The sequence below is a fragment of the Sphingomonas sanxanigenens DSM 19645 = NX02 genome, assembly GCF_000512205.2.
Lineage (GTDB): Bacteria > Pseudomonadota > Alphaproteobacteria > Sphingomonadales > Sphingomonadaceae > Sphingomonas_D > Sphingomonas_D sanxanigenens.
The window spans coordinates 6,050,001-6,076,642 of sequence record NZ_CP006644.1 but is presented as its reverse complement, the minus strand read 5'-3'; the positions used below and the strand labels follow the sequence as shown (position 1 = coordinate 6,076,642).

The following is a 26,642-nucleotide window of genomic DNA, read 5'->3' as shown; positions in this document are numbered from 1 at the left end:
ACCGGCCGGGATCCAGAGCAGGAAAGCGGGCCACGAACCTCTGAGGTTCGTGGCCCGTTTGCGTTGTATTCGAGGGATGTCGACAGCCGCGCGCCGCGGATCAGCACACGCGCCCGGTGCGATCAGACGTCGAACAGACCATCCTGCGAACCCGCGGGCGGGTTGAGGCCAAGATGCTTCCAGCCGCGCGCATTGAGGCAGCGGCCCCGCGCGGTGCGGGCGATCAGGCCGAGCTGGATCAGATAGGGCTCGATGACCTCCTCGATCGTGTCACGCGGCTCGCTGAGCCCGGCGGCGAGCGTTTCGACGCCGACGGGACCGCCGCGATAGATGTCGGCGATCATGTGGAGGTAGCGCCGGTCCATCGCATCGAGGCCAAGCGCATCCACCTCCAGCCGGGTCAGGGCGAGATCGGCGGCCTTGCGATCCACCGTCATCACGCCCGCGACATTGGCGAAGTCCCGCACGCGGCGCAGCAGCCGGCCGGCGATGCGCGGGGTTCCGCGCGCACGCCGCGCGATCTCCGCGGCACCGTCGGTCGCGATATGGAGGTCGAGCAGCCGGGCGGCGCGGCTCACCACCTTCTCCAACTCATCCACCGTGTAGAAACTGAGCCGAACCGGAATGCCGAACCGGTCGCGCAGCGGCGTCGTCAGCAAGCCCTGCCGCGTGGTCGCACCGACCAATGTGAAGCGCGGCAGATCGATGCGCACCGAGCGCGCGGAGGGGCCCTCCCCGATCATCAGGTCGAGCGCGCGATCCTCCATCGCCGGATACAGCACCTCCTCGACCGCGGGGTTGAGGCGATGGATCTCGTCGATGAAGAGGACGTCGCCATCCTCGAGATTTGTCAGCAGCGCCGCGAGGTCGCCCGACTTGACGATCACCGGGCCCGAGGTGGAACGGAACCCCACCCCCATCTCCCGCGCGATGATCTGCGCCAGCGTCGTCTTGCCGAGGCCGGGCGGGCCGAAGAACAGCACATGGTCGAGCGCGTCGCCGCGCGACTTCGCGGCATCGATGAACACGCGCAGATTCTCGCGCGCCGCCTGCTGGCCGACGAACTCGTCGAGCGAGCGCGGGCGCAGCGCGGCATCCACATCCTCGGGCCGGCGGGCGGGGGTGATGAGGCGTTCGGCGTCGGTCACACTATGTTCCGTAGCGCCGCCACCCGCCGGATGTCGAGCGCGACGCGCGCATCGCGCGCGCGGATCACAGCGCGTCCAGCGCCTCGCCCTCCAGGCGCCAGGCCTCCCAGCCCGTCGTCGGCTTGGCGCCGATATGGCTGTAGAAGCCTTTGGCCTTTTCGTTCCAGTCGAGCACCGCCCAGTCGATCCGGCCGCAGCCGAGGCCCCGCGCGGCTTCCGCCAGCGCGCGGAACAGCGCCAGCCCCGCACCGGAGCCGCGCGCGCTTTCCGCGACGAACAGATCCTCGAGATAGAGCGTCGGCTTGCCGGTCCAGGTCGAATAGGTGAGGAACCACAGGGCGAGGCCGACCGCCTTGCCGTCCAGTTCGGCGAGATGCGCCCAGACGCGCGCCGGCTCACCGAACAATGTGGCGCTGAGCGACTCCGCCGTGGCCTTCACCGCGTCGGGTTCCCGCTCATAATCGGCAAGCGCCTGGACGAGACGGAGAATTTCGGCTTCGTCGCCCGGAACGGCGGGGCGGATCGTCAGGGTCATAGGGCAGCTTCCGTGGTCGGTGTGGGTGGCGGGCGGCGGCGGGCCGCCCAGAGGCAGCCGGCCACGATCATCGCCGCGCCGACCGACGTCAAGGGCGAGACCGTCTCGCCGAACGCCCACCAGCCGAGCAGCGCCGCCCAGATGAAGGCGGTATATTCGACCGGCAGCAGATAATTGGCCTCGGCGCGCGCATAGGCCCAGGCGAGCAGCATGATCGAGACCAGCGAAAAGACCGCGCACAGCAGCAGCCGCGGCAGCTGATCGATGCTCGGCACCACCGCCAGCCAGGGCGATGCCATGCCGTACATGCCGATCGCGATGACGTTGAAGAAGAAGCCGACCTCGATCGGGCTCGCCACCTGGCTCTGCTGCCGGCCGAGGATCAGGCTGCCGGCGTAGAGGATCGCCGCGACGAGGATCACGATCGCCCCGCGAAACGCCTCCGGCCCCATCGCCTCGCGCGACTGGCCGATGAGAATCACGATCACGCCCGCGAATGCGAGCAGCGAAGCGGCGACCGCCGCCCTCCCCACCTTCTCCTTGAGCACCACCGCCGCCAGATAGAGCGCGATCAGCGGCGCGATGAACGACAGCGCGACGCCCTGCGCGATCGGCATCCGCGCGATCCCCCAGAAGAACATCAGCACCGAAGCCGCCGCGGCGATGCCGCGCCAGAGATGCAGGCGGAACACGCTGCGGCTCGGCCAGCGCCGGCCGGAGCCGAGGAACAGCACGCCGCTGATGCCGAACGCGATCACCGTGCGCCACAACATCGCGTTGTAGGCACCGATCTCGATCGACAATTGCTTCATCATCGCGTCCATCGCCGAGAAGATGGCGATACCGAGGACGGCGACCGCGAACGCGATCGCTGGATTGGATCTGGTCACTTACTCAGCGCCGCTCCGTTCCCCGCCATCCACGCGCGCGGATTGATAGCCTGCGCGCTGCAAGGCGAAGATCACACTACCGATGCAGCGATAGCGCGCCTCGTTCGCTTCGATCCTGATCGCAGTATCGGCAGGCGGATAGCGCTTCACGAGCCGATCGATATCCGCCGCGACGCGAGGATCTATTTTCGCGTCTTCAACGATGAGCCGGCAATCGGCCCGGTCATCGGCACCATCCTCGATTCGCATCACCAATTCCGGCGGAGTGTCGGCGCAAGCCACCAGCAGCACCGGCAGAGCCAGCGCAGGAAGCGGCTTCATTCCGCCGCCTGCGCCACGCCCGCGTTGGCCGCCTCGATCTCGGCGGCCTTCGCCTCGACCAGCTTGACGATATGGTCGACCATGTCGCCGTCCTGGATATGATGGTCGGTGACGCCCGACAGATAGACCATATGCTTGCCGTTGCCGCCGCCGGTGATGCCGATGTCGGTCTCGCGCGCCTCGCCGGGGCCGTTGACGACGCAACCCAGCACCGAAAGCGAGATCGGCGTGGCGATGTGCTTCAGCCGGTCTTCGAGCGTCTGGACGGTGCGGATCACGTCGAAGCCCTGCCGTGCACAGCTCGGACAGGAAACCACGCGGACGCCGCGGGTGCGGATGCCCAAGGTCTTGAGGATCTCGTAGCCGACGCGGATCTCGTCCTCCGGCTCGGCGGAGAGCGAGACGCGGATGGTGTCGCCGATGCCGAACCACAGCAGCGAACCGATGCCGATCGCCGACTTGACGGTACCGCCGACGAAGCCGCCGGCCTCGGTGATGCCCAGGTGCAGCGGGCAATCTACCGCCTCGGCGAGTTGCTGATAGGCGGCGACCGCGAGGAAATGGTCGCTGGCCTTCACCGCGACCTTGAACTCGTGGAAATCATGGTCCTGCAGCAGCTTGATATGGTCCAGCGCGCTTTCGACCAGCGCTTCCGGGCAGGGCTCGCCATATTTTTCGAGCAGGTCGCGCTCGAGGCTGCCGCCGTTCACGCCGATGCGTATCGAGCAGCCATTGGCCTTGGCCGCCCGCACGACTTCGGCGACGCGATCTGCCGAGCCGATATTGCCGGGGTTGATGCGCAGGCAGGCGGCGCCGGCATCGGCGGCTTCGAGCGCGCGCTTGTAGTGGAAATGGATGTCCGCGACGATCGGCACGCGCGCGGCGCGGGTGATCTGGCGGAACGCCGCGGTCGATTCGACATCCGGACAGGAGACGCGGATGATGTCCGCACCCACCTCCTCGCAGCGCCGGATCTGGTCGATCGTCGCCTTCGCATCCGAGGTCGGCGTGTTGGTCATCGTCTGCACGGTGACGGGCGCGTCGCCGCCGACCGGCACGGTGCCGACCATGATCTGGCGGGACTTGCGGCGCATGATGTCGCGCCACGGACGGATCGAGGACATGAACTTACTCTCGGGCTAAGCGATGCCCGCGCCTATAGCGCGGTTCCGCCGCAGCCGATAGGGCAGCGCTGGAGGTGCACTCCCCCAAAAAAGCAGTCGGAGCCGGTCGCATGCCCCTGGACGAACCCACCACGCCCCGCTGGACGCTCGTCATCCATGGTGGCGCCGGATCGATGCGCCGCGACCGGTTGACGGCTGCGGAGGATCAGGGCGCCCGCGCCGGTCTCGCTGCCGCGCTCGATGCCGGCGAGGCGATCCTTGCCGCCGACGGCAGCGCGCTCGATGCGGTCGAGGCGGCGGTGCGCGTGCTGGAGGACGATCCCCATTTCAACGCCGGCCGCGGTTCGGTGTTCACCTTCGAGGGCACCATCGAGATGGACGCCGCGATCATGGACGGCGCGACGCGCGACGCCGGCGCGGTCACCAGCGTCACCACCGCGCGCAACCCGGTGAGCCTGGCGCGCGCGGTGATGGAGAAGAGCCCGCATGTGATCCTCAGCCGCGGGGGCGCCGACCGCTTCTCGCTGGAGCAGGGGCTGGAACAGGCCACGCCCGACTGGTTCGCCACCCCCGAGCGTCGCCGCCAGCTCGATGAACTGAAGGCGCGCGAGTCGGGCTGGTACGATGTCGACATGAAATACGGCACGGTCGGCGCGGTCGCGGTCGACAGGGCGGGGCATGTCGCCACGGCGACCTCGACCGGCGGGCTGACCGGCAAACGCTGGGGCCGGATCGGCGATACGCCGGTGATCGGCGCGGGCACCTATGCCGACGATCGGGCCTGTGCAATATCCTGCACAGGTGCCGGCGAGTTTTTCATCCGCGCCGCGGTGGCGCACGAGATCTGCGCGCGGGTGCGGATCGGCAACGAGGATCCGCAGGCGGCATCCGCGGCGGTGATGGCCGAGGTCAAGGCGCTTGGCGGCGTCGGCGGGCTCATCCATGTCGCGCCCGACGGCAGCGGCGGCTGGAGTTTCACCACACCCGCACTGTATCGCGGCCGGTCGTCGAGCGACGGCGCGCGGATCGTCGCGATCTATGGAGATGAGGCATGAAGCTGCTGCGCCTTGCATTCGCCCTGCTTGCTTCCGTGCTGGCGGCTGCGCCGGCATCGGCCTGGTGGGAGTGGGGTCATGAGACCATCGCCGGCATCGCCATGCACGAAGTGCGGCCCGGGACCCGGGCGGCGATCCGCCAGCTGCTGCGCCACGCGCCCGAACTGGCGACGCCCACCTGCAAGCTGCGCACGATCGAGGATGCCAGCGTCTGGCCGGATTGCATCAAGCAGTTGGGCGAGCGGTTCAGCTATGCCTATTCCTGGCACTATCAGAACATCGACATCTGCAAGCCGTTCGACATCAAGACGCCCTGCCGCGACGGCAATTGCGTCTCCGCGCAGATCGACCGCAACCGGAAGCTGTTGGCGGACAAGAGCCTGCCGGCGCGCGAGCGGCTGATGGCGCTGGCCTTCCTCGTCCATTTCGTCGGCGATCTTCACCAGCCGATGCACGCGGGCGACCATGGCGATCTCGGCGGCAACCGGGTGAAGGCCGATTATGGCATCGCGCAGGGCCGCATCAACCTGCACAGCATCTGGGACGGCTATCTGGCGGAGCGCGCGATCAGCACGCCGCCAGCGGGCGTGGCCGGCCTGATATCGGAAATCGCGCCGGCCGGCCGCGCCGCCGAGGCGGCGGGAAGCACCGAGGACTGGTCGCGCGAAAATTGGCAGATCGCGCACGATGTCGCCTATGGCGGGCTCTATGGCGGCGATCCCTGCCTGCCCGCGCCCGAGGCCAAGCCGGTGCTGAGCAATGCCGCGATCGAGGCGGCGATTCCGGTCGTGCGCAAGCAGGTGGAGCGCGGCGGCGTGCGGCTGGCGCGGCTGCTGGACGAGGCGCTGGGGTGACGCGAAACACCCCCCTTTTCTCCCCTTTGTCTCCCCCTTTTCTCCCCGCTTTCGCCCTCAATCCTCCCCGCCCCAGCGCCACCGCCAGCCGCCTCGCGTCTTCGCGGCATAGATCGGCAGCGCGACGAGGATGATCGTCGCCAGCCATGCCCAGCGCGCGACGCCGTGGAGGAAGAGGAGGCCGAGGCCGATCAGCAGAAAATGCGCCGAAAGGAAGACCCAGCCCGCCGTCGCGATCGGCAGGCCGGCGCCATAGCCGAAGCGCTTGGGCGCGAACCAGGGTTTGCCGAACTCGTCCATCCGAAACCTCCGTTCAATCGTCTTTCGAAACCGGCGGACGTCCGCGCGGGCGATGCTCGGGCGGGGCGAGCTTCACGCCGCGGCGCGCCAGCGCCTCGCGCAGGAGGATTTCCACCTCGGCATTGACGCTGCGCAGGTCGGCCGCCGCCGCGCGCTCGATCGCGGCATGGAGCGCCGGATCGAGCCGCAGCGCGAACGCCTTCTTGGGGGGCACCGTCACGCCGGCGCCTTACTGATAGAGCGATCCGGCGTTGACCACCGGCTGGGTATCGCGCTCCGAACACAGCACCACCATCAGGTTGGAGACCATCGCCGCGCGCCGCTCGTCGTCCAGTTCGACGACATTCTTCTGCGAGAGCTGCTCCAGCGCGAGTTCGACCATGCCGACCGCGCCCTCGACCAGCTTCTGCCGCGCCGCGATCACCGCATCCGCCTGCTGGCGCCGCAGCATCGCGCCGGCAATCTCCTGCGCATAGGCGAGGTGGGTCAGCCCGCATTCGTCGATGGTGATGCCGGCCACCTTCAGCCGGTCGATCAGCTCGGCGCGCAGCTCGCTGTTCACCACCTCATGATTGCCGCGCAAGGTGACCTCGGCCTGGGCGATATCGTCATAGGCGTAGCGCGAGCCGATCGTGCGCACCGCCGCCTCGATCTGCACCTCGACGAACTCGCGATAATCGTCGACGTCGAACAGGGCCTGGGCGCTGTCGGTCCCCCGCCACACCACCTGCGCCGCGATCTCGATCGGGTTGCCGCGCAGGTCGTTGACCTTGAGCTTGTCCGACACGAGGTTGTTGGCGCGCGCGGAGATCTTGCGCTTGCCCATCCACGGCCAGGTCCAGCGCAGCCCGGTGGCCCGCTCGGTACCGCGGTAATCGCCGAACAGGGTGACCGCCACCGCCTGGTTGGGCTGGAGCATGAAGAAGCCCGGCGCGATCAGCGCCAGCAGCGCCACCGAGACGACCATCACCGCGACGCCGACCAGCGCGTCCAGCGTCGCCGCCACGAAGCCGAACAGCGCCGCCACCAGCACGACGAGCAGGAGCAGGAGCATCAGATAGCCGTTGCGGGTCTGCGCGGGCCGTTCGCGGCTGGCGTTGAAGCCCGGGCCGCGCAGCGAATCGATCATCGTCATCCTCCATAATTATGATATCATCATTATATTGTTTTCATACGGAGGCAAGGGAAAGCGGGGCCGCACCCGCGCCCGATGCGCCCGCTCAGCCTTTCCCCTGCATCCATTTGGGTTTAGGCGTGGCGCTGGCCATGGATCTCTATCTTCCGATCGCCAATCTGTCGGTGAACGCGCTCGTCATCATCTCGTTGGGCGGGCTGGTCGGGCTGTTGTCCGGCATGTTCGGGGTCGGCGGCGGCTTCCTGACGACGCCGCTGCTGATCTTCTACGGCATCCCGCCCACCGTTGCCGCCGCCTCCGCCGCGACGCAGGTGACCGGCGCCAGCGTGTCGGGCGCGCTCGCGCATTACCGCCGCGGCGGCGTGGACGTGCATATGGGGCTGGTGCTCGTCGCCGGCGGCGTCGTCGGGTCGCTCGCGGGCGCCTTCATCTTTCGCGAACTGCAGAGCACCGGGCAGATCGATACGGTGATCGGCATCCTCTACGTGGTGCTGCTGGGCAGCGTCGGCTGGCTGATGGCGAAGGAAAGCTGGCTGAGCATCCGCGCCGCGCGCCGCGGCGAGGCGCTCCCCGCGCGCACCCGGCGCCACCACCCGCTGGTCGCGGCGCTGCCGCTGCGCTGGCGCTTCTATCGCTCGGGCCTCTACATCTCGCCGCTGGCACCGCTGCTGCTGGGCTTCGTCACCGGCGTGCTGACGATCCTGCTCGGCGTCGGCGGCGGCTTCGTGATGGTGCCGGCGATGATCTACCTGCTCGGCATGGCGACGCAGGTCGTGGTCGGCACTTCGCTGTTCCAGATCCTGTTCGTGACCGCGGCGGCGACGATGGTGCACGCCTCCACCACCAAGTCGGTCGATATCCTGCTCGCCGCGCTGCTGCTGATCGGCAGCGTCATCGGCGCGCAGATCGGCGCGCGCCTCGCGCAGAAGCTCAAGCCCGAATATCTGCGCTTCCTGCTCGCGTTCATCGTGCTGGCGGTGGCACTGCGCATGGCGCTGGGGCTCGGCTGGCGGCCCGACGAGATCTACACGGTCCAGCCATGGTGAGGCTGGGCGCGCTGGGCCTGGTCGCGATGGCGGCCCCGCTGCTGATGGCGCAGGACAAGCCGCGGCTGGTGCCGGACGTGTCGCAGCGCGACGTGGAGATCCGCTACAGCTTCACCGGCGCCGAACTGCTGCTGTTCGGCGCGATCATCTATCCGGGCGGCCGCGCGCCCGAGAAGCGCGCGGACATCGTCGTGGTGCTCAAGGGCCCCACCGAATCGGTGATCGTGCGCGAGAAGCAGAAGATCGCCGGCATCTGGATGAATGCGGACAGCGCCCGCTTCCGTTCCGCGCCCAGCTATTATGCGGTCGCCGCATCGCGGCCGATCAAGGCGCTGGTCGACGAGCGCACCGCCGCGATCTACGAACTGGGGCTCGACAATCTCCAGCTCTCCCCCGCCAGCGCGCGGCCGACCGACGAGCAGCGGCGCTTCACCGCCGGGCTGGTCGATCTCAACAAGCGCGTCGGCCTTTACGGCGAGGTGGTCGGCGAGGTCGAGATCACCGACGACGTGCTGTATCGCGCGCGGCTGCGCATCCCGGCGCGCGTGCCGGTGGGCACCTTCACCGCCGAGACCTTCCTGATCCAGGACGGCAAGGTGCTGGCGGCAGCGGTACGGCCGATCGAGATCCGGAAATCGGGGTTCGAGCGCTTCATCGCCGATGCGGCCGAGCGGTGGTCGTTCGTCTACGGGCTGGTCGCGGTGGCGCTGTCGCTGGCGCTGGGCTGGGCCGCGGGGGCGCTGTTCCGGCGGATGTAAGGCGTGCATTGCCGCCGGGGAGCGACGCTCCAAGCCGTCCCGGCTGCGCTCGACAGCCCCCTCGACTTCGCTCGGGGCGAACGGCGGAGGGGGTAGCGGCAGAGCTCTATTTTCAGATCGATCGCACCCGCGTGGCGGATACCGCGGCGCTTATTGCCCCGCGCGCGGATCGCCGGCGCCGCCCATGTCCGGCGCGCCCCCGGCACCGCCCATGCCGCCGCCGCCGCCCATCATCATCTGACGGCGCAGTTCGGCGATGCTGGCGAACTGGAGCATGTCGACCTCGAAGACGAGGACCGAATTCGGGGGAATCTGCGGCGACGGCGACTGCTCACCATAGCCGAGCTTCGGCGGCAGCCAGAGCTGGAACTTGGAGCCGCGCGGCATCAGCTTCAGCGCTTCGGAGAAGCCCGGCACCATCTGCGCGACGGGCAGCTGGATGCTCGGCGCCTTATCGAATTCGGTGCCGTCACGCAGCGAGCCCTTGTAGGCGATGGTGACGACATCCTCGTCGGTCGGCGTCGGGCCGCTGCCCGGCTTGAGAATCTTGTACTGCAGGCCCGATTCCGTGGTGACCACGCCATCCTGGCCGGCGTTCCACGCCATGAACTGCTCCGGCGTGGCGTTCGCGCCCAGCTTATACTCGCCCACATAGGCAAGGCCGCCCGCGACGAGCACCAGCGCCGCTACCCCAACCCACAGCTTCGTCAGCGAACCCTTGGCGATCGGACGAAGCGGAACGGCGGTAACGGACGACATGAAGCAACCTCGCGGGCAGTGGACCGCGCCGGTCTAGTGAATCACCGGCGAAAAGCAATCGGGCCGCCGAAGCGGCCCGACAGGCATCTTACTTGACGCCGTCGCGCTCGGCGCGCTTGCGTTCCAGCTTGCGCGCGCGGCGGATCGCCGCGGCACGCTCACGGGCGCGCTTTTCCGAGGGCTTCTCGTAGTGGCGACGGAGCTTCATCTCGCGATAGACGCCCTCACGCTGCAGCTTCTTCTTCAGGGCGCGCAACGCCTGGTCGACATTATTGTCGCGAACAATGATTTGCATAAACCGTCAGTCTCCAGTCTCTCGTGGCGCCGCAACATCCACCCGAAGGGCCGGACGACACGATCGCGATGCGTGCAAATTGGGTGCCGCGGAGCAGGGCATCCGCGACGGAAGCGGCGCACGTAGCAGCGGATCAGCGATTCTTCAAGGCCGAAGGCGTTGAAATGCTGCGGCCGGTCAGGCCGCGCGCGCGCCCAACGCCTTCTGGCGCCGGCGCTGCACCGACGAACCGATGCCCATCGCCTCGCGATACTTGGCGACCGTGCGCCGCGCGATATCGAATCCCTTGGCGCGGAGCAGATCGACCAGCGTATCGTCGGACAAAATCTTGTTCGGATCTTCCGCGGCGATCAGCGCCTTGATCTGGCTCTTCACCGCCTCCGCCGATACCGCATCGCCACCATCCGCGGCCTGGATCGCGCTGGTGAAGAAATATTTGAGCTCGAACAGCCCGCGCGCGCAGCTCAGATATTTGTTGCTGGTCACGCGGCTGACGGTCGATTCGTGCATGCCGATCGCGTCCGCGATCGTCTTCAGCGTCAGCGGCTTCAGATGCGCGACGCCCTTCAGGAAGAAGGCTTCCTGATGCGTCACCAGCTCGGTCGCCACCTTGATGATCGTGCGCTGGCGCTGGTCGAGCGCCTTCACCAGCCAGTTCGCGCTCGCCAGCTTTTCCGCCAGCCATGCGCGCGAGTCGCGATCCTGCCCGCCGGCGGAAAGCTCGACATAATAGCTGCGGTTGACGAGCACGCGCGGCAGGGTCGCGGCGTTGATCTCCACCGCCCAGCCGCCGGGGCGGCGCGCGACGAACAGGTCGGGGACGACCGCCTGCACGCGCTCCCCGCCGAAGCGCAGCCCCGGCTTGGGATCATAGCCGCGCAGCTCGCGGATCATGTCCGCCATGTCTTCCTCGTCGACGCCGGTGATCCGGCGAAGCTGGGCGATCTTGCCCTGCGCGAGCAGGTCGAGATTGTCGATCAGCCGCGCCATCGCCGGATCGTAGCGATCGGCCTCGCGCGCCTGCAGCGCGATGCATTCGGCGAGGCTGCGCGCGCCGACGCCGGTGGGATCGAAGCCCTGGACGACGCCCAGCACCGCTTCCACCCGCATGGCCGCCACGCCGAGCCGGTCGGCGATCTCCGCGACGGTCGTGGCGAGATAGCCGGCCTCGTCGATCTGATCGATCAGATGCTCACCGATCAGCAGATCGATGCCCGAAAGCACCGCCCCGGCCTGTCCCAGCAGATGATCGTGCAGCGACGGCGCATCCGCCGCCATCGCATCGAAATCCGGGCCATCCTCGCCCGGTCCGCCGACACTGCCGCCGCCATCGAGGCCGAGCGCACCATCCATGCCCGGGCCGCCGGCCATGCTGTCGATGGCGCTGTCATGATGGAAGGTCTCGGCGGCATAATCGACGTCGAGCGGCGCATCGTTGCCGGCATCGCCACCCGCGATCAGCCGATCCGCGGTGAGCGGCTCGGGCGGATCGAAGCCGTCCGGATCGCCCCAGTCTCCATCGTCGTCGGCGCCGTCGGCGCTGTCGCGATCGCCGGTCCGCTCCTCATCGCTGCCGCCACCGGATTCCAGCAGCGGGTTCTTTTCGATCTCCTCGGCGATGAAGCTTTCGATCTCGAGATTCGACAGCGTCAGCAGGCGGATCGCCTGCTGCAACTGCGGCGTCATCACCAGCGACTGGCTCTGCCTGAGATCGAGCCGGGGTCCGAGCGCCATGGATCAGCCCCTAGAGTTCGAAGCCCTCACCAAGGTACAGACGGCGCACGTTGGGATCGGCGACAAGGTCACGCGGGCTGCCCGCGAACAGCACCCGGCCATCATAGATGATGCAGGCGCGATCGACGATATCGAGCGTCTCGCGGACATTGTGATCGGTGATCAGCACGCCGATGTCGCGCTTCTTCAAGTCCTTGATGAGATCGCGGATGTCGGCGATCGACAGCGGATCGATGCCGGCGAACGGCTCGTCGAGCAGCATGATCGACGGATCGGCGGCCAGCGCGCGCGCGATCTCGCAGCGCCGCCGTTCGCCGCCCGACAGCGCCATCGCCGGCGAATCGCGCAGGCGGGTGAGACCGAACTCGTCGAGCAGCGTTTCCAGCCGCACGGCGCGCGCCGTCTTGTCCGGCTCGGCCAGTTCGAGCACGGCGGAGATGTTCTGCGCGACGCTCATGCCCCGGAAGATCGAGGTTTCCTGCGGAAGATAGCCGAGGCCCAGGATCGCGCGGCGATACATCGGCAGGCCGGTGATATCGTCGCCATCCAGCATGATGCGGCCGGCATCGGGGCGCACCAGCCCCATGATCGAATAGAAGCAGGTCGTCTTGCCCGCGCCGTTGGGCCCGAGCAGGCCGACGACCTCGCCGCGGCCGACCGACAGCGACACATCGGCAAGCACCGTGCGTTTTTCATAGGATTTGGCGATCGAGACAACCGACAGACCGCGCGCGACCATGTCGGGCACCGGCGGTGCGATCGGCGGCTCGATCGTGGCGACATCGTTCATGGCGGTCCTTTCGACGCTTCGTCGCCATGTATCGTGCCAGGCCGATCAAGCAAACCGGCTTTTGGCAGGATTTATGCATGCAGCGACCGCATGAGGCGGGTGCGCCGATTCAACTCACGGCTGCCACCGGCTCCAGAACGCCAGCGCGGTTGCCGCATCGAGCGGCGGCGCATAATGAAAGCCTTGGCCATAGGTGCAACCGAGCGCCGCAAGCGTCTGCGACAATTCGATCGTCTCGACGCCTTCCGCCGTGGTCTCCATCCCGAGCGCATGGGCGAGGCTGAGCACGGCACGCACGATCGCCACCTTGTCGCGATCGGCGAGCATCGTCGTCACGAAGCTGCGATCGATCTTGAGGATATCGACCGGCAGGCTCTGGAGCATCGCGAGGTTCGAATAGCCCGTCCCGAAATCGTCCATCGCCAGCCGCGCATCGAGATCCTTCAGCGCGCCCATCACCCGCGCCGCCCGATCGGGGTCGTTGATGATCGCGCTTTCGGTAAGTTCGAGCGTGAAGCGATGCCCACCAAGACCATGCCGGTGAAGGACATCTTCGAGCTGACGCGGCACATCGTCGCGGATGAGCTGGATCGCCGAGAGGTTGACGCTGAGCGACAACGGCAGGACCTGGCCGGTCTCCGCCTCCCACCGGGCGAGCATGCGGCCGGCGGCATCGAGCGCCCAGCGCCCGAGCGGAATGATCAGCCCCGATTCCTCCGCGACGGGAATGAAATCGCCCGGCGCAATCTCTTCGCCGGCTTCGGTTCGCCAGCGTGCCAGCGCCTCGAACCCGACCAGCCGGTCCTCGCCGAGGCTGACGATCGGCTGGAAGGCGAGGGAGAGCTTGTCGTTCTCGATCGCGCGGCGCAGTTCGGTCTCGATGCTGAAGCGCCGCCGCGCCTCGGTGAAGGCCCGGTTGCGGTAGATCTCGATCCGGCCCGATTCCTTGGCGCGGCGCAACGCGAACTGGGCGTGGCGGACGATATCCTCGTCCTCGCCATCCGACTCGGTCGAGATTGCGACGCCGATCGCGCAATCGACGCGGATCTCGAAGTCGGACAGGCCGACCGGCTCGGCAAGGATCTCCTCGATGCGCCGCGCGACATGGAGGGCATCGCCCGGTCCGTCGATCAGATGCAGCAGGATCGCGAACTCGTCCCCGCCGATCCGCCCGAGCTGGTCGTAGACGCGCAGCGCCCCGCGCAGCCGCCTGCCCACGGTCACGATCAGCGCGTCGCCGACATCGGCGCCCATGCAGACATTGATGCGGCTGAACCGGCTGAGGTCGACCACCAGCACCGCCAGTTCGCCCGCGCGATCCTCCCGCTGGAGCAGCGAGACCGCCTCGGCGAAACCGGCGCGATTGAGCAGCCCGGTCAGCGGATCGCGCATCATGTCGCCACGGCGATGGATCGCGGTCTCCGCCTCGACGGTGCGATCGACCAGCGAAACCAATGCGCACGGAACACCGGCCGCACGGCCATCGGCCAGCCGCGCGAACCGCACGCGATAATGACGGCGATCGACCCCCTGATCGTCCAGCCAACCGAACTGGCTGATCGGATCGGACGAGGCAAGGAAGGCCAGCGCGCGATCGCCGAGCCGCGCCGGATCGAAAAGCGAGCCGCGCCCGCGCCCCGTGACGTTCCGGAACAGCGCATTGGACGTCGCCTCGGCGATGCGGCCATCGGTGAGCTCGACCACCGCCGCCGGGATCGGCAGCGCCTCCAGCCAGGCCTCGATGCCTTCCGGCGCCGACGGCATGCGTGCCGCAGCCGCCAAATCGGCTGGGACGATAACATCCTTCGCCGGCAAAGGCGCTTTCTCGCTGGGGACACGCATCAAGGCCCAGCTTGCTCTAAAAGATGTAAATTGTTCGTTTCTTATTTCGGGAATTATCAGTCAAAACGGTTCGAACGGGGGAAGCCGGTGGGCGGCATCCGCCCCGCGGCGCCCCGCGCGACACGCCATGCGGTAAGATCGCTTTCGGTGCGCGTCCGGCCGGTTTCGCCCCCCATCGGCCAGCTCAACCCGTCGGCGAAGCGGAAGGCGATGGCATCGCTGAGCCCGCCGTCGCGATAGCGCTGCAGCGCGACGCCCTGCCCGCGGGTCATTTCGGGCAGTTCGCTCAGCGGAAACACGACAAGCTTTCGGTTGTCGCCGATTGCCGCGACGTAGATTTCCTTGTCTTCGATGCCGGTCGGGATGGACCGGACGATCTTGAGCTTCGCCTTGTCCTTCAGATTGACGACCTGCCGGCCCTTGCGGGTTTCGGCGATCACCTCGCTCGTCTGCGCGATGAAGCCGCGACCGTCCGACGCCGCGAGCAACAAGCGCGTGTCCGGGCGGGCGGGCAGCAAGGTCAGTATCTCCGCCCCCTGATCGAGATCGACCATCAGCCCGACCGGGTCGCCGAAGCCGCGGCCGCCGGGCAGCTTGTCCCCGCCCAACGTAAAGAAGCGGCCATTGTCGAGCACGAGCAGCAGCTTGTCGGTGGTATAGGAATGGAAGGCGAAGGCCGGACCGTCGCCTTCCTTGAACTTCAGCGTGTCCGCGGCGGCGAGATCGCGATGGCCGCTCATCGCGCGGATCCAGCCGCGCTGCGAGAGGATGACGGTGATCGGCTCGCGCTCGATCATCGCTTCCAGCGGGATCTCCCGCGCCGGGCCCGCTTCCTCGATCGACGTGCGGCGGCGGCCGAGTTCGGTCTCCGGCCCATATTTCACGAGCAGCCCGGCAAGGTCGCGCTTCAGCCGGGTCCGCTGGCGCGCGGGGCTGTCGATCAGCGCCACCAGCGACTTGCGCTCGTCGGCCAGTCGCGCACGCTCGCGCTTCAGTTCCATTTCCTCCAGCCGGCGCAGCGAGCGCAGCCGCATGTTGAGGATCGCCTCCGCCTGCCGGTCGCTGAGTTCGAATTCCGCCATCATCACCGGCTTGGGCTCATCCTCGGTACGGATGATCTCGATCACCCGGTCGAGGTTGAGATAGGCGATGATATAGCCGTCGAGCAGTTCGATGCGGTCGTCGATCTTGCCCAGCCGGTGCTGCGAGCGACGGATCAGCACCTCGATCTGGTGCGCGTTCCAGGCAAGCAGCACCTGGCGCAGGCTCATCACCCGCGGCGTGCGCGTGGCATCGAGCACGTTGAGGTTCAGCGACACGCGCGTTTCCAGCTCGGTCAGGCGGAACAGGCTGTCCATCAGCACGTCCGGATCGACGGTGCGGCTGCGCGGTTCGAGCACCAGCCGGATCTGCTCGTCCGATTCGTCGCGCACGTCCGCGAGGATCGGCAGCTTTTTGTCGTTCACCAGCGCGGCGATCTGCTCGATCAGCTTGGATTTCTGGACGCCATAGGGAATCTCCGAAACCACGATCGTCCAGGTGCCGCGGCCCTCATCCTGCTTTTCCCAGCGCGAGCGGACGCGGAAACCGCCGCGGCCGGTGGCATAGGCCTCCGCGATCGCCGCCTTGCTGTCCGCGACCACGCCACCGGTGGGGAAATCCGGGCCGGTGACATGCTCCAGCAGGTCCGCGTCGCTCGCCTCGGGCTGGTCGATCAGCAATGTCGCGGCGCCGATGATCTCGGCGACATTGTGCGGCGGAATGCTCGTCGCCATGCCGACGGCGATGCCGCTGGCGCCGTTGGCGAGCAGGTTGGGGAAGATGCCGGGGAAGATTTCCGGCTCTTCCTCCTCGCCGTTATAGGTCGGGCGGAAATCGACCGTGCCCTCGTCGAGCCCGGCCATCAGGTCGGTCGCCGCCGCGGTCAGCCGCGCCTCGGTATAGCGCATCGCCGCGGCATTATCGCCGTCGACATTGCCGAAATTGCCCTGGCCGTCGACCAGCGGGTAGCGCAGCGAGAAGGTCTGGGCCAGGCGGACCATCGCGTCGTAGACCGACTGGTCGCCATGCGGGTGATATTTGCCGATGACGTCGCCGACGACGCGCGCGCATTTCTTGTAGCCGCTCGCAGGATCGAGCCGCAGCAGCCGCATCGCCCACAGCAGCCGGCGATGCACCGGCTTCAGCCCGTCGCGCAGGTCCGGCAGCGACCGCGCGGTGATCGTCGACATCGCGTAGACGAGATAACGCTCGGAGAGGGCGGAATCGAACGGCGCGTCGATGATGGCGGTGAAGGGGTCGTTGGGATCGGCGGTCATCGTTCCCGCGAATAGCAGCGCCATCCGGCGCTGGCGAGGGCAAGGCTCACCCGACCCGCTCGACGCGGATTTCGCCGCACGGCGGATCGACCTTGCCGCCGATCCGCCGGCCATCCACCGACACCGTCAGCCCGACCATCACATAGCCCGGCGGCCGCTGTTCCCAGCGCAGCGGGCGCAGGTAGAAGCGGCCATTGCCCTGCGGCTCGACCGTCAGCGTGTAGGATCCGCGGGGCACCCCGAGATTGCCGCCGAAGCGCGTCCGTGCGCGCTGGCTGCCGCCCGAGGGCGGGGTGAAGTCCAGCGTCACGTCGGTCCAGCCCTGCGCGCACAGATAGGTGCCGGCATAGGATCCGGCCGGGATGAGGCCGGACGCAGCGGGGCTGGGCGATGCGCTCGAGGATGGGGATGGCGTCGGGATCGGGATCGAACCCGGCGCGATGGTCGGCGTGGCTTGCGGTGTCTCGACGATGTTGACCGCGTTGCCGGCGGGCGTGGCATCGGTGCGCGGCTGCGTCGCCGCCACGTCCGCGCCGGCCGGCGTATCGCGTTTGTCGTCGGCTGAGAGCAGCAGCCAGGCGAGCACGCCGCCCGCCAGCAGCAGCAGCACGCCGGTCGCGATCGCCGCGCCGATCAGCATCGATCCCCGGTTGGACGCCATACGCGCTTCGCCCTCATCTGGTTCAGCGGGGTTCTAGCCGAGTTCGACGATGGGCCAAGCCCCGATGTCGCGCGCTAGGCGCGGTCCGGTTCGACCAGCACATGGTCGGGATCGTCGGCGAATTCCCGGCGCACCTCGGCGATCAGCCAGTCGCGGAAGGCGCGAACCTTGGCGGTGTGGCGCAGCGCCTCGGGATAGACGAGCCAATAATGCCGCCGGCCATAGGCAAGCCCCGGCACCGGACGCACCAGCAGCCCATCGCGCAGCTCCGCGCGCCAGAGCGCCGGGTTGAGGATGGCGATCCCCTGCCCGGCGATCGCGGCGCGCCCTTCCATCATCTGCGAATCGAGCCGCAGCCCGCTGCTGCGCTCCGCCGCAGGGGACACCCCCACCGCCTCCGCCCAGGCGGTCCACCAGACATCGTCGGGCGAGAGGCGGGGCACGCTGAACACGTCCACCGGCTCGCGGATCGGCGGATGCTGCGCGAGGAAGGCCGGGCTGGCGAGCGGCACGATCGGCACGCGCATCAGGAAATGGCTGACCAGCCCCGGCCAGGGCGCGGGGCTGTTGCGGATCGCGACATCGACGTCGGACGCGGTGAAGTCGACGACATTGTCGTCGGTGTGCAGCCTGACCGCCAGCCCCGGCCGCGCGACCTGGAAGCCGCCGAGCCGAACCGCCAGCCAGTTCGAGGCGAAGGTGTTGGAGCAGCTGATCGTCAGCACCGCCTCATTCTCGGTGCGGGCGCGAGCGAAGGCATCGTGCAGCGTGTCGAACGCGGTGGACACCAGCGGCGCGATGCGCTGCCCCGCCTCGGTCAGCACCACCTGCCGGCGGACGCGGTGGAACAGGCCCAGCCCCAACCGTTCCTCCAGCAGCTTCACCTGATAGCTGACCGCCGCCTGGGTCATCCCCAGTTCCTCGGCGGCGCGGGTGAAATTGCCGAGACGCGCGGCCGCCTCGAACACGCGGACGGCAGCGAGAGGCGGGATCTGGCGCATGGCGCTATTGATAAGCCATGCTTGTGGATCAGGTCGAGCCTTTTGTTGGCGCGCGATCTCCGCAGCCGGTAGTTCGATGCCCACGGGACGATCGTTTCAACCCCAATCATTTTAGGAACAAGGGCATGCGCGACGAACTGGACGGCCGGCTCTGGGCCGATCACCATGAGAGCTTTACCAACAGCGTCACTGATGGATTGCGCGCCTTCGGCCGCATCTATGCGCAGGCGATGCGCAAGCTGACCGAGATCGAATTCGCGGCGCCGTGGCGGGTGGACGCGGCACGGCGCGGGAAGGAGCGTTGCTGATCGCGGCCTAGACGGGCGGGTTGAAGATCGACCAGCCGGTCGCCTCCGACAACCGTTCGAGCGCGAGGCTGCCGAGCTGCGAATTGCCGCGCTCGTTGAGCCCGGGGGACCAGACCGCGATCGAGGCCTCCCCCGGCACCACCGCCAGAATGCCCCCGCCGACCCCCGACTTGCCGGGAATGCCGACGCGATAGGCGAATTCGCCCGATCCGTCATAATGGCCGCAGGTCAGCATCACCGCGTTGATGCGGCGCGCGCGCCGCGCCGTCACCACCTGCTGGCCGGTGGCGGGGTGGCGGCCGTCGAGCATCAGGTAGCGGCCGGCGGCGGCGAGCTGGCGGCAGCTCATCGCGATGCCGCACTGGTTGAAATAGAGCTGCAGCGTGTCCTCCACCGGATTGCGGAGGTTGCCGAACGCCTTGATGTAATTGGCCAGGGCATAGTTGCGAAAGCCGGTCTGCGCTTCGGATTCGGCGACCTCCCTGTCGATCACGATGCTGTCGTCATCGGCCAGGAAGCGCAGGAAGCGCAGCAGGTCGCCCGCCGCCGAGCGCACGTCGCTGCCCTGCAGGACGATGTCGGACACCACGATCGCGCCGGCGTTGATGAACGGGTTGCGCGGAATGCCATGTTCGCTTTCGAGCTGGACGATCGAGTTGAACGCCGAGCCGGAGGGCTCGCGCCCCACCCGCCGCCACAGCGCATCGCCGACGCGGCCGAGCGCGATCGTCAGCATGAACACCTTGGAGACCGACTGGATCGAAAAGGGGATGTCGGCATCGCCGCCGACATGCACGGTGCCGTCGGCGAGGATCACGGCGATGCCGAAGCGGCCGATATCGACGCGCGCGAGCGCGGGAATATAGTCCGCCACCTTGCCGCGGTGCGGCGCCGCCGCCATTTCCGCCGCAATATCGGCGACGATGTTCGCGATGTCCGCCATAGGCCCCTCCCGCCCCGCGCATAGCCGCTCGCCAGCCCCCGCGCCATCGCCTAGCATCGCGCCATGCGCACCGCCCACCTGCTGATGATGATCGCCGCCATGACCGCCCCCTTCTCCACCGCCAGCTCAGCCCCCGCCATACCCGCGGCGCTGATGGGCTGGCCGGACCTGCTCGACCGGCCGAAGCCGATGCCGAGCCGGACGATCGCCTATGGCGGCGACGCGCTGCAGATCGTCGACCTGTGGCTGCCCGCCGGCAAGGCGCCACACCCGGTGGTGCTGATGATCCATGGCGGCTGCTGGCAGACCGACGTCGCAGACCGCAGCATCATGAACTGGATCGCGGACGACCTCGCCAAGCGCGGCATCGCCGTGTGGAACGTCGAATATCGCGGGATCGACCGGCCCGGCGGCGGCTATCCGGGCACGTTCGAGGATGTCGCGGCGGCGGCCGACCTGCTGGCGCGCGACGGACCGGGGCTCGGCCTCGCCACCGATCGCGCGGTCGTCATCGGCCATTCGGCGGGCGGCCATCTGGCGCTGTGGCTGGCGGCGCGGCCGGCGCTGCCCGCAACCAGCCCGTTCCATGCCGAGGCCCCCTTCCGCGCCCGCACCGCGATCAGCCAGGGCGGCATTCCCGACCTGAAGATGATCGCCGGGCTGCCCGATCATGGCTGCGGCACCGAGGGCGCGGTGGCGATGGCGGGGACTGCGTCACCGGCGCGGACGGACATCTATGCCGATACCTCGCCGCCGGCGATGCCGGCCTCCGGCATCGCCGAAGTGCAGATCAATGGTGATCGCGACACGATCGCGCCGCCGGCGTTCGCGGCGGACTATGCCGCACGGCGCAAGGCGAAGGGCCAGCACGTGCGGTCGGTGACGGTGGCGGGGACCGGGCATGTCGAACTGATCGCGCCGGACAGCAGGGCGTGGGCCGAGCAGGTGAAGATCATCACCGCGGCATTGGCGCGGTAGCGCCACCGCCTCCCCACAGCAGGAGACACTGGCGAGACCGGCGATCGGCGGACGCCGGCGCTCAACGCCGACGCGCGCGCCGTGCACGACCTTCGGCTGGATTGCGGTGCGCGACGCCAACGCCTAGACTTCCGCCGATGCCTACACCGTCCCTGCCCGCCGCCGCCCGCACCCTGCTGTCGGAACCGCAGCATACGCGGTTCGCCGCGCGCGCGACCGGGCATGTGCGGATGGTCGCAAGCGTAAGGGTGACGACAGGCGGCATTCTGGCGATCGGCGTGATGGTGTCCTGCATCCTGCTGTCGACGAGTGTTCTGGTCGGGACCGCGGTGCGCGAAAGCCGCGCGCGCCGCGGTTGACGAATCGGCGCCGGCGCGATCCGTTGCCGCTGACACCGATCGACGGGGGCATCGCCGGATGACCGAAGCGAAACCCACATCGGCCCATGCCTCGCGGCGCATCGCCACGATCAACCGCCTGCTCGAGGCGCTGTGGGCGGGCGGCCTCGCGACCGACCCGCCGCTCGATCCGGATGCGCTCGAAGCCGCCGCGCGCCGCTCCGCCGGCCCGGCGTTCGCCGACCAGACCTGGGATCCGCGCTTCGACGACGGCTGGCGCCGGCGCCTGGCGTTGCTGAGCGGCGAGCTGGCCGGCACGGCGCGGCTGACCGCGCTCGGCCGCACGATCGCGCACGGCCAGATCGTCGCCGCGCTCGCCACGCGGCTGCGCGCCGAGGCGCTGTGGCGCCGGCATCCCGAGATATTGGCGGCGCCGCTGCCCGCGCCGATCATCATCGTCGGGCAGATGCGCTCGGGCAGCACGCGGATGCAGCGGCTGCTCGCCTGCGATCCGCGGCTCGACTTCACGCGCTTCTACGAAAGCTGGAACCCGGTGCCGCGCCGCCCGGGCGGGCGGCCGGACGACCGGAAACTGCGCACCTTCGCCGGCCTGTCGTGCGCGCGGCTGCTCAATCCGGGCTTCGCCGCGATCCATCCGACCGGCATCGCGCAGCCCGACGAGGAGATCGGCTTCTACAGCCCCTCGATCTTCGGCTCGGCGTTCGAGGCGCAGTGGCGCGTGCCCTTCTTCGCGCGGCACTGCGAAACCACCGATCGCCAGCCCGTCTATGCCAGTTTCCGCCGCATGGTGCAGACGATCCGCTGGCTGCGCGGGCCGGCGCAGCGCAGCGACCGCCCGTGGATCCTCAAGACGCCGCAGTTCAGCCAGGATCTCGCCGCGGTCGCCGCCGCCTTTCCCGACGCCCGGCTGATCCTGCTGCGGCGGGACGAGCCCGCGACGGTCGCGTCGGCGGTGTCGCTGGTGGGCAATCAGGTGGCGCTGCAATCGTCGGTCGCCGATCGCGGCTGGATCACCGCCGAATGGACGCGCAAGGTCCGGCTGCGCGAGGAACGGATGGCGATCGATGCCGCCGCATGCGGGCTGCCGCAGATCATGGTCGATTTCGCGGCGATGGAGGCGGACTGGGAGGCGCAGATGGCGCGGGTCTATCCGCTGCTCGGCCTCGGCTTCGACGATACGGTGCGCGCGCGCATGCGGCGCTACGTCAACAGCGTGCCGCACCGGCGGCTGGAACGGCAGCGCAGGGCGGCGCTGGCGACGGCGCGGACGGGATGAGGCGGAGGATCAGGCCCTGTCGCCCTGTTCCCCGGCGCCCTGTTCTCCGGCGCGCTCTTCCCCGTCGTCCTCTTCCTCGCGCATCTCGCGTTCGGCCTGGTCCATGAAGTCGCGCGCGGCCTCGCGATCCTCCTCCTCGGCGAACGCGACGTCGAGGTCGGGCGCGACGCCCAGCAGGTACATCAGCGACCAGAGCGCGAAGCGCCGGCCGCGGTCACGCTCCAGCCCGAACTGGAGCCGCAGACGATCGACGCCGGCGATGAGCGCCGGCTCTTCGAGGTCGGTGATGTCCGCGGTTCCGAAGAAGCGGATGAGGAGCTGATCGAAATCCATGCGCCAGCCTCCTAACGGGTCGGCGGGCGGCTGTCATGCGATCAGCGGCGTGCCGGCGGCGCGTCCAGCACCGTGCGGAGCGCCTTCATCGCCGCAGCATAGGCTTCCTGGTCCTTCGCTTCATCCGAGCGCCGGAGGCGGTCGAGATCGCTCCGGAGTTGACGGATGCGTTGGAGGGCGACGTCGGTCTTCACCCGGTCGATCCGCGCCTTCAGATCCTTGACCTCGGTGAACGCCGCCTTGCCCGCGCCAGCGTCGGGCTGCAGCGCGACGAGTTCGTTCACCGCGTCGAGCAGCTTGCCGATCTGCCGGCCATAGCTTTCGCGCGCGAGGATCGCCTGCTCGGTCTGCGGCGCGCTCGAATTCTGTTCGTTGACGATGATGTTGCCGAAGCTCCAGCCCTGGTTGATCGACTGCCAGAGCTTCTGCGGCGCGAGCGCGAGGTCGGTCCACGGACGCATCATGTCGCCCCACGGGTCGGACGATGGGGAGTCGCTCATCTGCACCTCTTTGCACGGAGAATCGAACCGGTGCGGTGATAGTGCGGGCGAAAGCCGATCGCGTCGAGCGTCGTCGACATCGCCGGACGCAAAAAAGCCGCCGGCGGGAGGCCAGCGGCTGATTGCTTTGGACATTGGTTGCGGGAGTAGGATTTGAACCTACGACCTTCAGGTTATGAGCCTGACGAGCTACCGGGCTGCTCCATCCCGCGCCAATGTCGAACCTCCTGAAAGGAGGATAGGGTGTGAATGGGTTCTGGATGCACCGTTGTGTGATTGCGCTGGCTTCAAAGCCTGGCGGCGCCCTACTCTTCCATCGCTTAAGCGATAGTACCATCGGCGCAGTCTGGTTTCACGTCCGAGTTCGGGATGGGATCGGGTGGGTCACAGACGCTATGGCCACCAAGCTATGGAGCCAGCGCAATGTTTTGCGGTGTTCGGGTGATCGATGTTTTGAAGGCTGGGGGTCATAACCGGACAGCCCAGGGCTGTCGTTGATGGTGCGACTCTCAAGCGCGAATAGAGCAATTAGGACCGGTTAGCTCCATGCGTTACCGCACTTCCACATCCGGCCTATCAACGTGGTGGTCTTCCACGGCTCTGTGAAATCTTATCTCGAGGGAGGCTTCCCGCTTAGATGCTTTCAGCGGTTATCCCGTCCATACATAGCTACCCTGCTGCACCGTTGGCACGATGACAGGTCCACCAGAGGTATGTTCAACCCGGTCCTCTCGTACTAGGGTCAACTCCTCTCAAATTTCGACGCCCACGGCAGATAGGGACCAAACTGTCTCGCGACGTTCTGAACCCAGCTCACGTACCACTTTAATTGGCGAACAGCCAAACCCTTGGGACCTGCTCCAGCCCCAGGATGTGATGAGCCGACATCGAGGTGCCAAACAACCCCGTCGATATGAGCTCTTGGGGGTTATCAGCCTGTTATCCCCGGCGTACCTTTTATCCGTTGAGCGATGGCCCTTCCACGAGGGACCACCGGATCACTATGACCGACTTTCGTCTCTGCTCGACTTGTCAGTCTCGCAGTCAGGCTGGCTTATGCCATTGCACTCTAACAGACGGTTTCCAACCGTCCTGAGCCAACCTTCGCGCGCCTCCGTTACTCTTTGGGAGGCGACCGCCCCAGTCAAACTACCCGCCACAGAGGGTCCCTGCACCGGATGACGGTGCGAGGTTAGACATCAGAAAACAACAGGGTGGTATTTCACCTATGGCTCCACACCGGCTGGCGCCGATGCTTCAAAGCCTCCCACCTATGCTACACAGTTCTTTCCTAATGCCACTCTGAAGCTGCAGTAAAGGTGCACGGGGTCTTTCCGTCTAACCGCGGGTACTCCGCATCTTCACGGAGAATTCAATTTCGCTGAGCATGTGCTGGAGACAGTGGGGAAGTCGTTACGCCATTCGTGCAGGTCGGAACTTACCCGACAAGGAATTTCGCTACCTTAGGACCGTTATAGTTACGGCCGCCGTTTACCTGGGCTTCATTTCGGAGCTTGCACCCCTCCACTTAACCTTCAGGCACCGGGCAGGCGTCAGACCCTATACGTCGTCTTGAAGCCGACTTAGCAGAGCCCTGTGTTTTTGCTAAACAGTCGCTACCCCCTGGCCTGTGCCCCCTCATACTGCTTGCGCAATGTGAGGGCCTCCTTCTTCCGAAGGTACGGAGGCAATTTGCCGAGTTCCTTCAGCACACTTCTCTCAAGCGCCTTGGTATACTCTACCAGCCCACCTGTGTCGGTTTCGGGTACGGTCTATACGGTGGGGCTATTTCCTGGAACCTCTTCGAGGCCATCCCAATCCGTTAAGGGATGACAACACACGAGATCCGTCACACACCACCAGGTTCAGGAATATTAACCTGATTCCCATCGACTACCCCCTTCGGGCTCGTCTTAGGGGCCGACTCACCCTGCGCGGATTAGCCTTGCGCAGGAACCCTTGGGCTTTCGGCGAGAGGGCATCTCACCCTCTTTATCGCTACTCATGTCTGCATTCGCACTTCCGATACCTCCACGGTCCATTACCAGACCGCTTCACCGGCTTACGGAACGCTCCGCTACCGCGTGGACAAATCCACACCCTAAGCTTCGGTGCACGTCTTGAGCCCCGTTACATCTTCGCCGCAGGATCTCTTGTTTAGACCAGTGAGCTGTTACGCTTTCTTTAAAGGATGGCTGCTTCTAAGCCAACCTCCTGGTTGTTTTGGAAATCCCACATGCTTTCCCACTTAGACGTGACTTGGGGACCTTAGCTGTAGGTCAGGGCTGTTTCCCTTTTGACGACGGACCTTAGCACCCGCCGTCTGTCTCCCGGATAGTACTCAATGGTATTCGGAGTTTGGTTAGGTTTGGTAGATCTCGCGACCCCCTAGCCCATCCAGTGCTCTACCCCCATTGGTATTCGTCCGAGGCACTACCTCAATAGTTTTCGCGGAGAACCAGCTATTTCCCGGCTTGATTGGCCTTTCACCCCTAAACACAACTCATCCGGTAACTTTTCAACGTTAATCGGTTCGGACCTCCAGTGGGTGTTACCCCACCTTCATCCTGGTCATGCCTAGATCGCCGGGTTTCGGGTCTAATCCGTCAAACTCTGTCGCCCTATTCAGACTCGCTTTCGCTGCGCCTACACCTAACGGCTTAAGCTTGCTTGACAGATTAAGTCACAGACCCATTATGCAAGAGGTACGCAGTCAGGCCTCAAGGACCCTCCTACTGCTTGTAGGCATTCGGTTTCAGGTACTGTTTCACTCCCCTCATCGGGGTGCTTTTCACCTTTCCCTCACGGTACTGGTTCACTATCGGTCATGCACGAGTATTTAGGCTTGGAGGGTGGTCCCCCCATGTTCAGACAGGATTACACGTGTCCCGCCCTACTCAAGTCCTGAATGTTCGCTTTCGCATACGGGGCTGTCACCCGCTATGGCCGGCCTTTCCAAACCGTTCTGCTAACTCACATCCAGGCACTGGCCTGGTCCGCGTTCGCTCGCCACTACTTACGGAATCTCGGTTGATGTCTTTTCCTCCAGCTACTGAGATGTTTCAGTTCGCCGGGTTCGCTTCACCAAAGCTATGTATTCACTTCGGTGATACCCTTCCCACTTAACCCTGGGACCGGTCGCCCGATCGCAAGATTAAATGGTGAGGGTGGGTTTCCCCATTCGGAAATCGTCGGGTCAAAGGTTGCTCACACCTCACCGACGCTTATCGCAGCGTGCCACGTCCTTCATCGCCTGTGCATGCCAAGGCATTCACCAAATGCCCTTACCTCACGCTTGAGAGTCCACACCACCAACGACAGCGCTGGGCTTCGATCCTTGCGGACCTCATGCCACTCGGCAGTGCGCCGCCGCGGTTCA

27 protein-coding genes, 1 tRNA gene and 2 rRNA genes are annotated in these 26,642 nt (G+C 66.8%); 8 read left to right on the top strand and 22 right to left on the bottom strand.

Annotated features, from left to right (window positions below; translation table 11 throughout):
• Positions 1–122 precede the first annotated feature (122 nt).
• The 5 genes from ruvB to ispG form a co-directional block, all read right to left on the bottom strand.
• Positions 123–1,148 (bottom strand): Holliday junction branch migration DNA helicase RuvB, encoded by a 1,026-nt coding sequence (gene ruvB, locus NX02_RS27900; protein ID WP_025295457.1) that lies wholly within the window; start codon positions 1,146–1,148, stop codon positions 123–125.
• Positions 1,149–1,212: 64 nt separating this feature from the next.
• On the bottom strand, positions 1,213–1,683 hold the full coding sequence (locus NX02_RS27895) for a GNAT family N-acetyltransferase (RefSeq protein ID WP_039996888.1): 471 nt from the start codon (positions 1,681–1,683) through the stop codon (positions 1,213–1,215).
• Positions 1,680–2,573 (bottom strand): DMT family transporter, encoded by an 894-nt coding sequence (locus NX02_RS27890; protein WP_025295456.1) that lies wholly within the window; start codon positions 2,571–2,573, stop codon positions 1,680–1,682. The genes NX02_RS27895 and NX02_RS27890 overlap by 4 nt, the downstream gene beginning before the upstream one ends.
• Positions 2,574–2,894 (bottom strand): hypothetical protein, encoded by a 321-nt coding sequence (locus NX02_RS27885; RefSeq protein WP_025295455.1) that lies wholly within the window; start codon positions 2,892–2,894, stop codon positions 2,574–2,576.
• Positions 2,891–4,018, bottom strand: coding sequence for a flavodoxin-dependent (E)-4-hydroxy-3-methylbut-2-enyl-diphosphate synthase (gene ispG / locus NX02_RS27880; RefSeq protein WP_025295454.1), 1,128 nt, complete (start codon positions 4,016–4,018; stop codon positions 2,891–2,893). Before ispG ends, NX02_RS27885 begins: the two co-directional genes overlap by 4 nt.
• A 110-nt stretch (positions 4,019–4,128) precedes the next feature.
• On the opposite strand from ispG, the gene NX02_RS27875 reads away from it, so the two are divergent.
• Both NX02_RS27875 and NX02_RS27870 read left to right on the top strand, forming a co-directional pair.
• Positions 4,129–5,073: an isoaspartyl peptidase/L-asparaginase family protein gene (locus NX02_RS27875; protein ID WP_025295453.1), complete on the top strand. Its 945-nt coding sequence runs from the start codon at positions 4,129–4,131 to the stop codon at positions 5,071–5,073.
• Complete coding sequence (locus tag NX02_RS27870; RefSeq protein ID WP_025295452.1) at positions 5,070–5,927, top strand: S1/P1 nuclease; 858 nt, start codon at positions 5,070–5,072, stop codon at positions 5,925–5,927. Before NX02_RS27875 ends, NX02_RS27870 begins: the two co-directional genes overlap by 4 nt.
• Before the next feature lie 57 nt (positions 5,928–5,984).
• Here the strand turns inward: NX02_RS27870 and NX02_RS27865 are convergent, their stop codons facing one another.
• From NX02_RS27865 to NX02_RS27855, 3 genes are read right to left on the bottom strand one after another with little or no spacing between them, the layout of a single operon-like run.
• On the bottom strand, positions 5,985–6,227 hold the full coding sequence (locus NX02_RS27865) for a hypothetical protein (RefSeq protein ID WP_025295451.1): 243 nt from the start codon (positions 6,225–6,227) through the stop codon (positions 5,985–5,987).
• A 13-nt stretch (positions 6,228–6,240) separates the two neighbouring features.
• Entirely contained in the window at positions 6,241–6,447 is a 207-nt protein-coding gene (locus tag NX02_RS27860) for a type II toxin-antitoxin system antitoxin (RefSeq protein WP_025295450.1), read from the bottom strand.
• 9 nt (positions 6,448–6,456) lie between these two features.
• Positions 6,457–7,356 carry an SPFH domain-containing protein gene (locus tag NX02_RS27855; protein ID WP_025295449.1) on the bottom strand — a complete coding sequence of 300 codons (900 nt, stop codon included), beginning with the start codon at positions 7,354–7,356 and terminating at the stop codon, positions 6,457–6,459.
• Positions 7,357–7,493: 137 nt separating this feature from the next.
• Between NX02_RS27855 and NX02_RS27850 the strand changes: the two genes are divergently transcribed.
• Positions 7,494–8,408, top strand: coding sequence for a sulfite exporter TauE/SafE family protein (locus NX02_RS27850; protein ID WP_025295448.1), 915 nt, complete (start codon positions 7,494–7,496; stop codon positions 8,406–8,408).
• The gene (locus NX02_RS27845) at positions 8,402–9,166 is read left to right on the top strand and encodes a TIGR02186 family protein (RefSeq protein WP_039996886.1); all 765 of its coding nucleotides are present in this window, start codon (positions 8,402–8,404) and stop codon (positions 9,164–9,166) included. Before NX02_RS27850 ends, NX02_RS27845 begins: the two co-directional genes overlap by 7 nt.
• A 150-nt stretch (positions 9,167–9,316) precedes the next feature.
• Here the strand turns inward: NX02_RS27845 and NX02_RS27840 are convergent, their stop codons facing one another.
• From NX02_RS27840 to NX02_RS27805, 8 genes are all read right to left on the bottom strand, one after another.
• Positions 9,317–9,925, bottom strand: coding sequence for an FKBP-type peptidyl-prolyl cis-trans isomerase (locus NX02_RS27840; RefSeq protein ID WP_025295446.1), 609 nt, complete (start codon positions 9,923–9,925; stop codon positions 9,317–9,319).
• An 88-nt stretch (positions 9,926–10,013) separates the two neighbouring features.
• Positions 10,014–10,220 carry a 30S ribosomal protein S21 gene (rpsU, locus tag NX02_RS27835; protein ID WP_025295445.1) on the bottom strand — a complete coding sequence of 69 codons (207 nt, stop codon included), beginning with the start codon at positions 10,218–10,220 and terminating at the stop codon, positions 10,014–10,016.
• Positions 10,221–10,397: 177 nt separating this feature from the next.
• A complete protein-coding gene (rpoN, locus tag NX02_RS27830; protein ID WP_025295444.1) occupies positions 10,398–11,954 on the bottom strand; it encodes an RNA polymerase factor sigma-54 in 1,557 nt (518 codons plus the stop codon).
• Positions 11,955–11,964: 10 nt separating this feature from the next.
• Entirely contained in the window at positions 11,965–12,744 is a 780-nt protein-coding gene (gene lptB / locus NX02_RS27825; protein WP_025295443.1) for an LPS export ABC transporter ATP-binding protein, read from the bottom strand.
• Between the two features lie 114 nt (positions 12,745–12,858).
• Entirely contained in the window at positions 12,859–14,508 is a 1,650-nt protein-coding gene (locus tag NX02_RS27820; protein WP_025295442.1) for a putative bifunctional diguanylate cyclase/phosphodiesterase, read from the bottom strand.
• A 134-nt stretch (positions 14,509–14,642) separates the two neighbouring features.
• The gene (parC, locus tag NX02_RS27815; RefSeq protein WP_025295441.1) at positions 14,643–16,904 is read right to left on the bottom strand and encodes a DNA topoisomerase IV subunit A; all 2,262 of its coding nucleotides are present in this window, start codon (positions 16,902–16,904) and stop codon (positions 14,643–14,645) included.
• Between the two features lie 46 nt (positions 16,905–16,950).
• The gene (locus NX02_RS31060) at positions 16,951–17,565 is read right to left on the bottom strand and encodes a hypothetical protein (RefSeq protein ID WP_025295440.1); all 615 of its coding nucleotides are present in this window, start codon (positions 17,563–17,565) and stop codon (positions 16,951–16,953) included.
• Positions 17,566–17,639: 74 nt separating this feature from the next.
• Positions 17,640–18,566 (bottom strand): LysR substrate-binding domain-containing protein, encoded by a 927-nt coding sequence (locus tag NX02_RS27805; RefSeq protein ID WP_025295439.1) that lies wholly within the window; start codon positions 18,564–18,566, stop codon positions 17,640–17,642.
• Positions 18,567–18,691: 125 nt separating this feature from the next.
• Between NX02_RS27805 and NX02_RS27800 the strand changes: the two genes are divergently transcribed.
• Positions 18,692–18,874: a hypothetical protein gene (locus tag NX02_RS27800; protein WP_025295438.1), complete on the top strand. Its 183-nt coding sequence runs from the start codon at positions 18,692–18,694 to the stop codon at positions 18,872–18,874.
• Positions 18,875–18,881: 7 nt separating this feature from the next.
• Here NX02_RS27800 and NX02_RS27795 read toward each other — a convergent pair whose 3' ends face one another.
• Positions 18,882–19,817 (bottom strand): glutaminase, encoded by a 936-nt coding sequence (locus tag NX02_RS27795; RefSeq protein WP_025295437.1) that lies wholly within the window; start codon positions 19,815–19,817, stop codon positions 18,882–18,884.
• A 63-nt stretch (positions 19,818–19,880) separates the two neighbouring features.
• Here NX02_RS27795 and NX02_RS27790 point away from each other — a divergent pair, with 63 nt between their 5' ends.
• From NX02_RS27790 to NX02_RS27780, 3 genes are all read left to right on the top strand, one after another.
• Positions 19,881–20,795, top strand: coding sequence for an alpha/beta hydrolase family protein (locus NX02_RS27790; protein ID WP_025295436.1), 915 nt, complete (start codon positions 19,881–19,883; stop codon positions 20,793–20,795).
• A 137-nt stretch (positions 20,796–20,932) separates the two neighbouring features.
• Entirely contained in the window at positions 20,933–21,154 is a 222-nt protein-coding gene (locus tag NX02_RS27785) for a hypothetical protein (RefSeq protein WP_025295435.1), read from the top strand.
• A gap of 58 nt (positions 21,155–21,212) precedes the next feature.
• Complete coding sequence (locus NX02_RS27780) at positions 21,213–22,430, top strand: sulfotransferase family protein (protein WP_025295434.1); 1,218 nt, start codon at positions 21,213–21,215, stop codon at positions 22,428–22,430.
• Positions 22,431–22,439: 9 nt separating this feature from the next.
• Here the strand turns inward: NX02_RS27780 and NX02_RS27775 are convergent, their stop codons facing one another.
• From NX02_RS27775 to NX02_RS27755, 5 genes are all read right to left on the bottom strand, one after another.
• Positions 22,440–22,763, bottom strand: a complete 324-nt coding sequence (locus NX02_RS27775; protein WP_025295433.1) for a hypothetical protein — start codon at positions 22,761–22,763, stop codon at positions 22,440–22,442.
• A 41-nt stretch (positions 22,764–22,804) separates the two neighbouring features.
• The gene (locus tag NX02_RS27770) at positions 22,805–23,263 is read right to left on the bottom strand and encodes a hypothetical protein (RefSeq protein ID WP_025295432.1); all 459 of its coding nucleotides are present in this window, start codon (positions 23,261–23,263) and stop codon (positions 22,805–22,807) included.
• A gap of 135 nt (positions 23,264–23,398) precedes the next feature.
• Positions 23,399–23,475: transfer RNA gene (locus NX02_RS27765), tRNA-Met, on the bottom strand.
• A gap of 80 nt (positions 23,476–23,555) precedes the next feature.
• Positions 23,556–23,670 (bottom strand): 5S ribosomal RNA (gene rrf / locus NX02_RS27760).
• Between the two features lie 101 nt (positions 23,671–23,771).
• A 23S ribosomal RNA gene (locus NX02_RS27755) occupies positions 23,772–26,561 on the bottom strand.
• Positions 26,562–26,642: the final 81 nt, after the last annotated feature.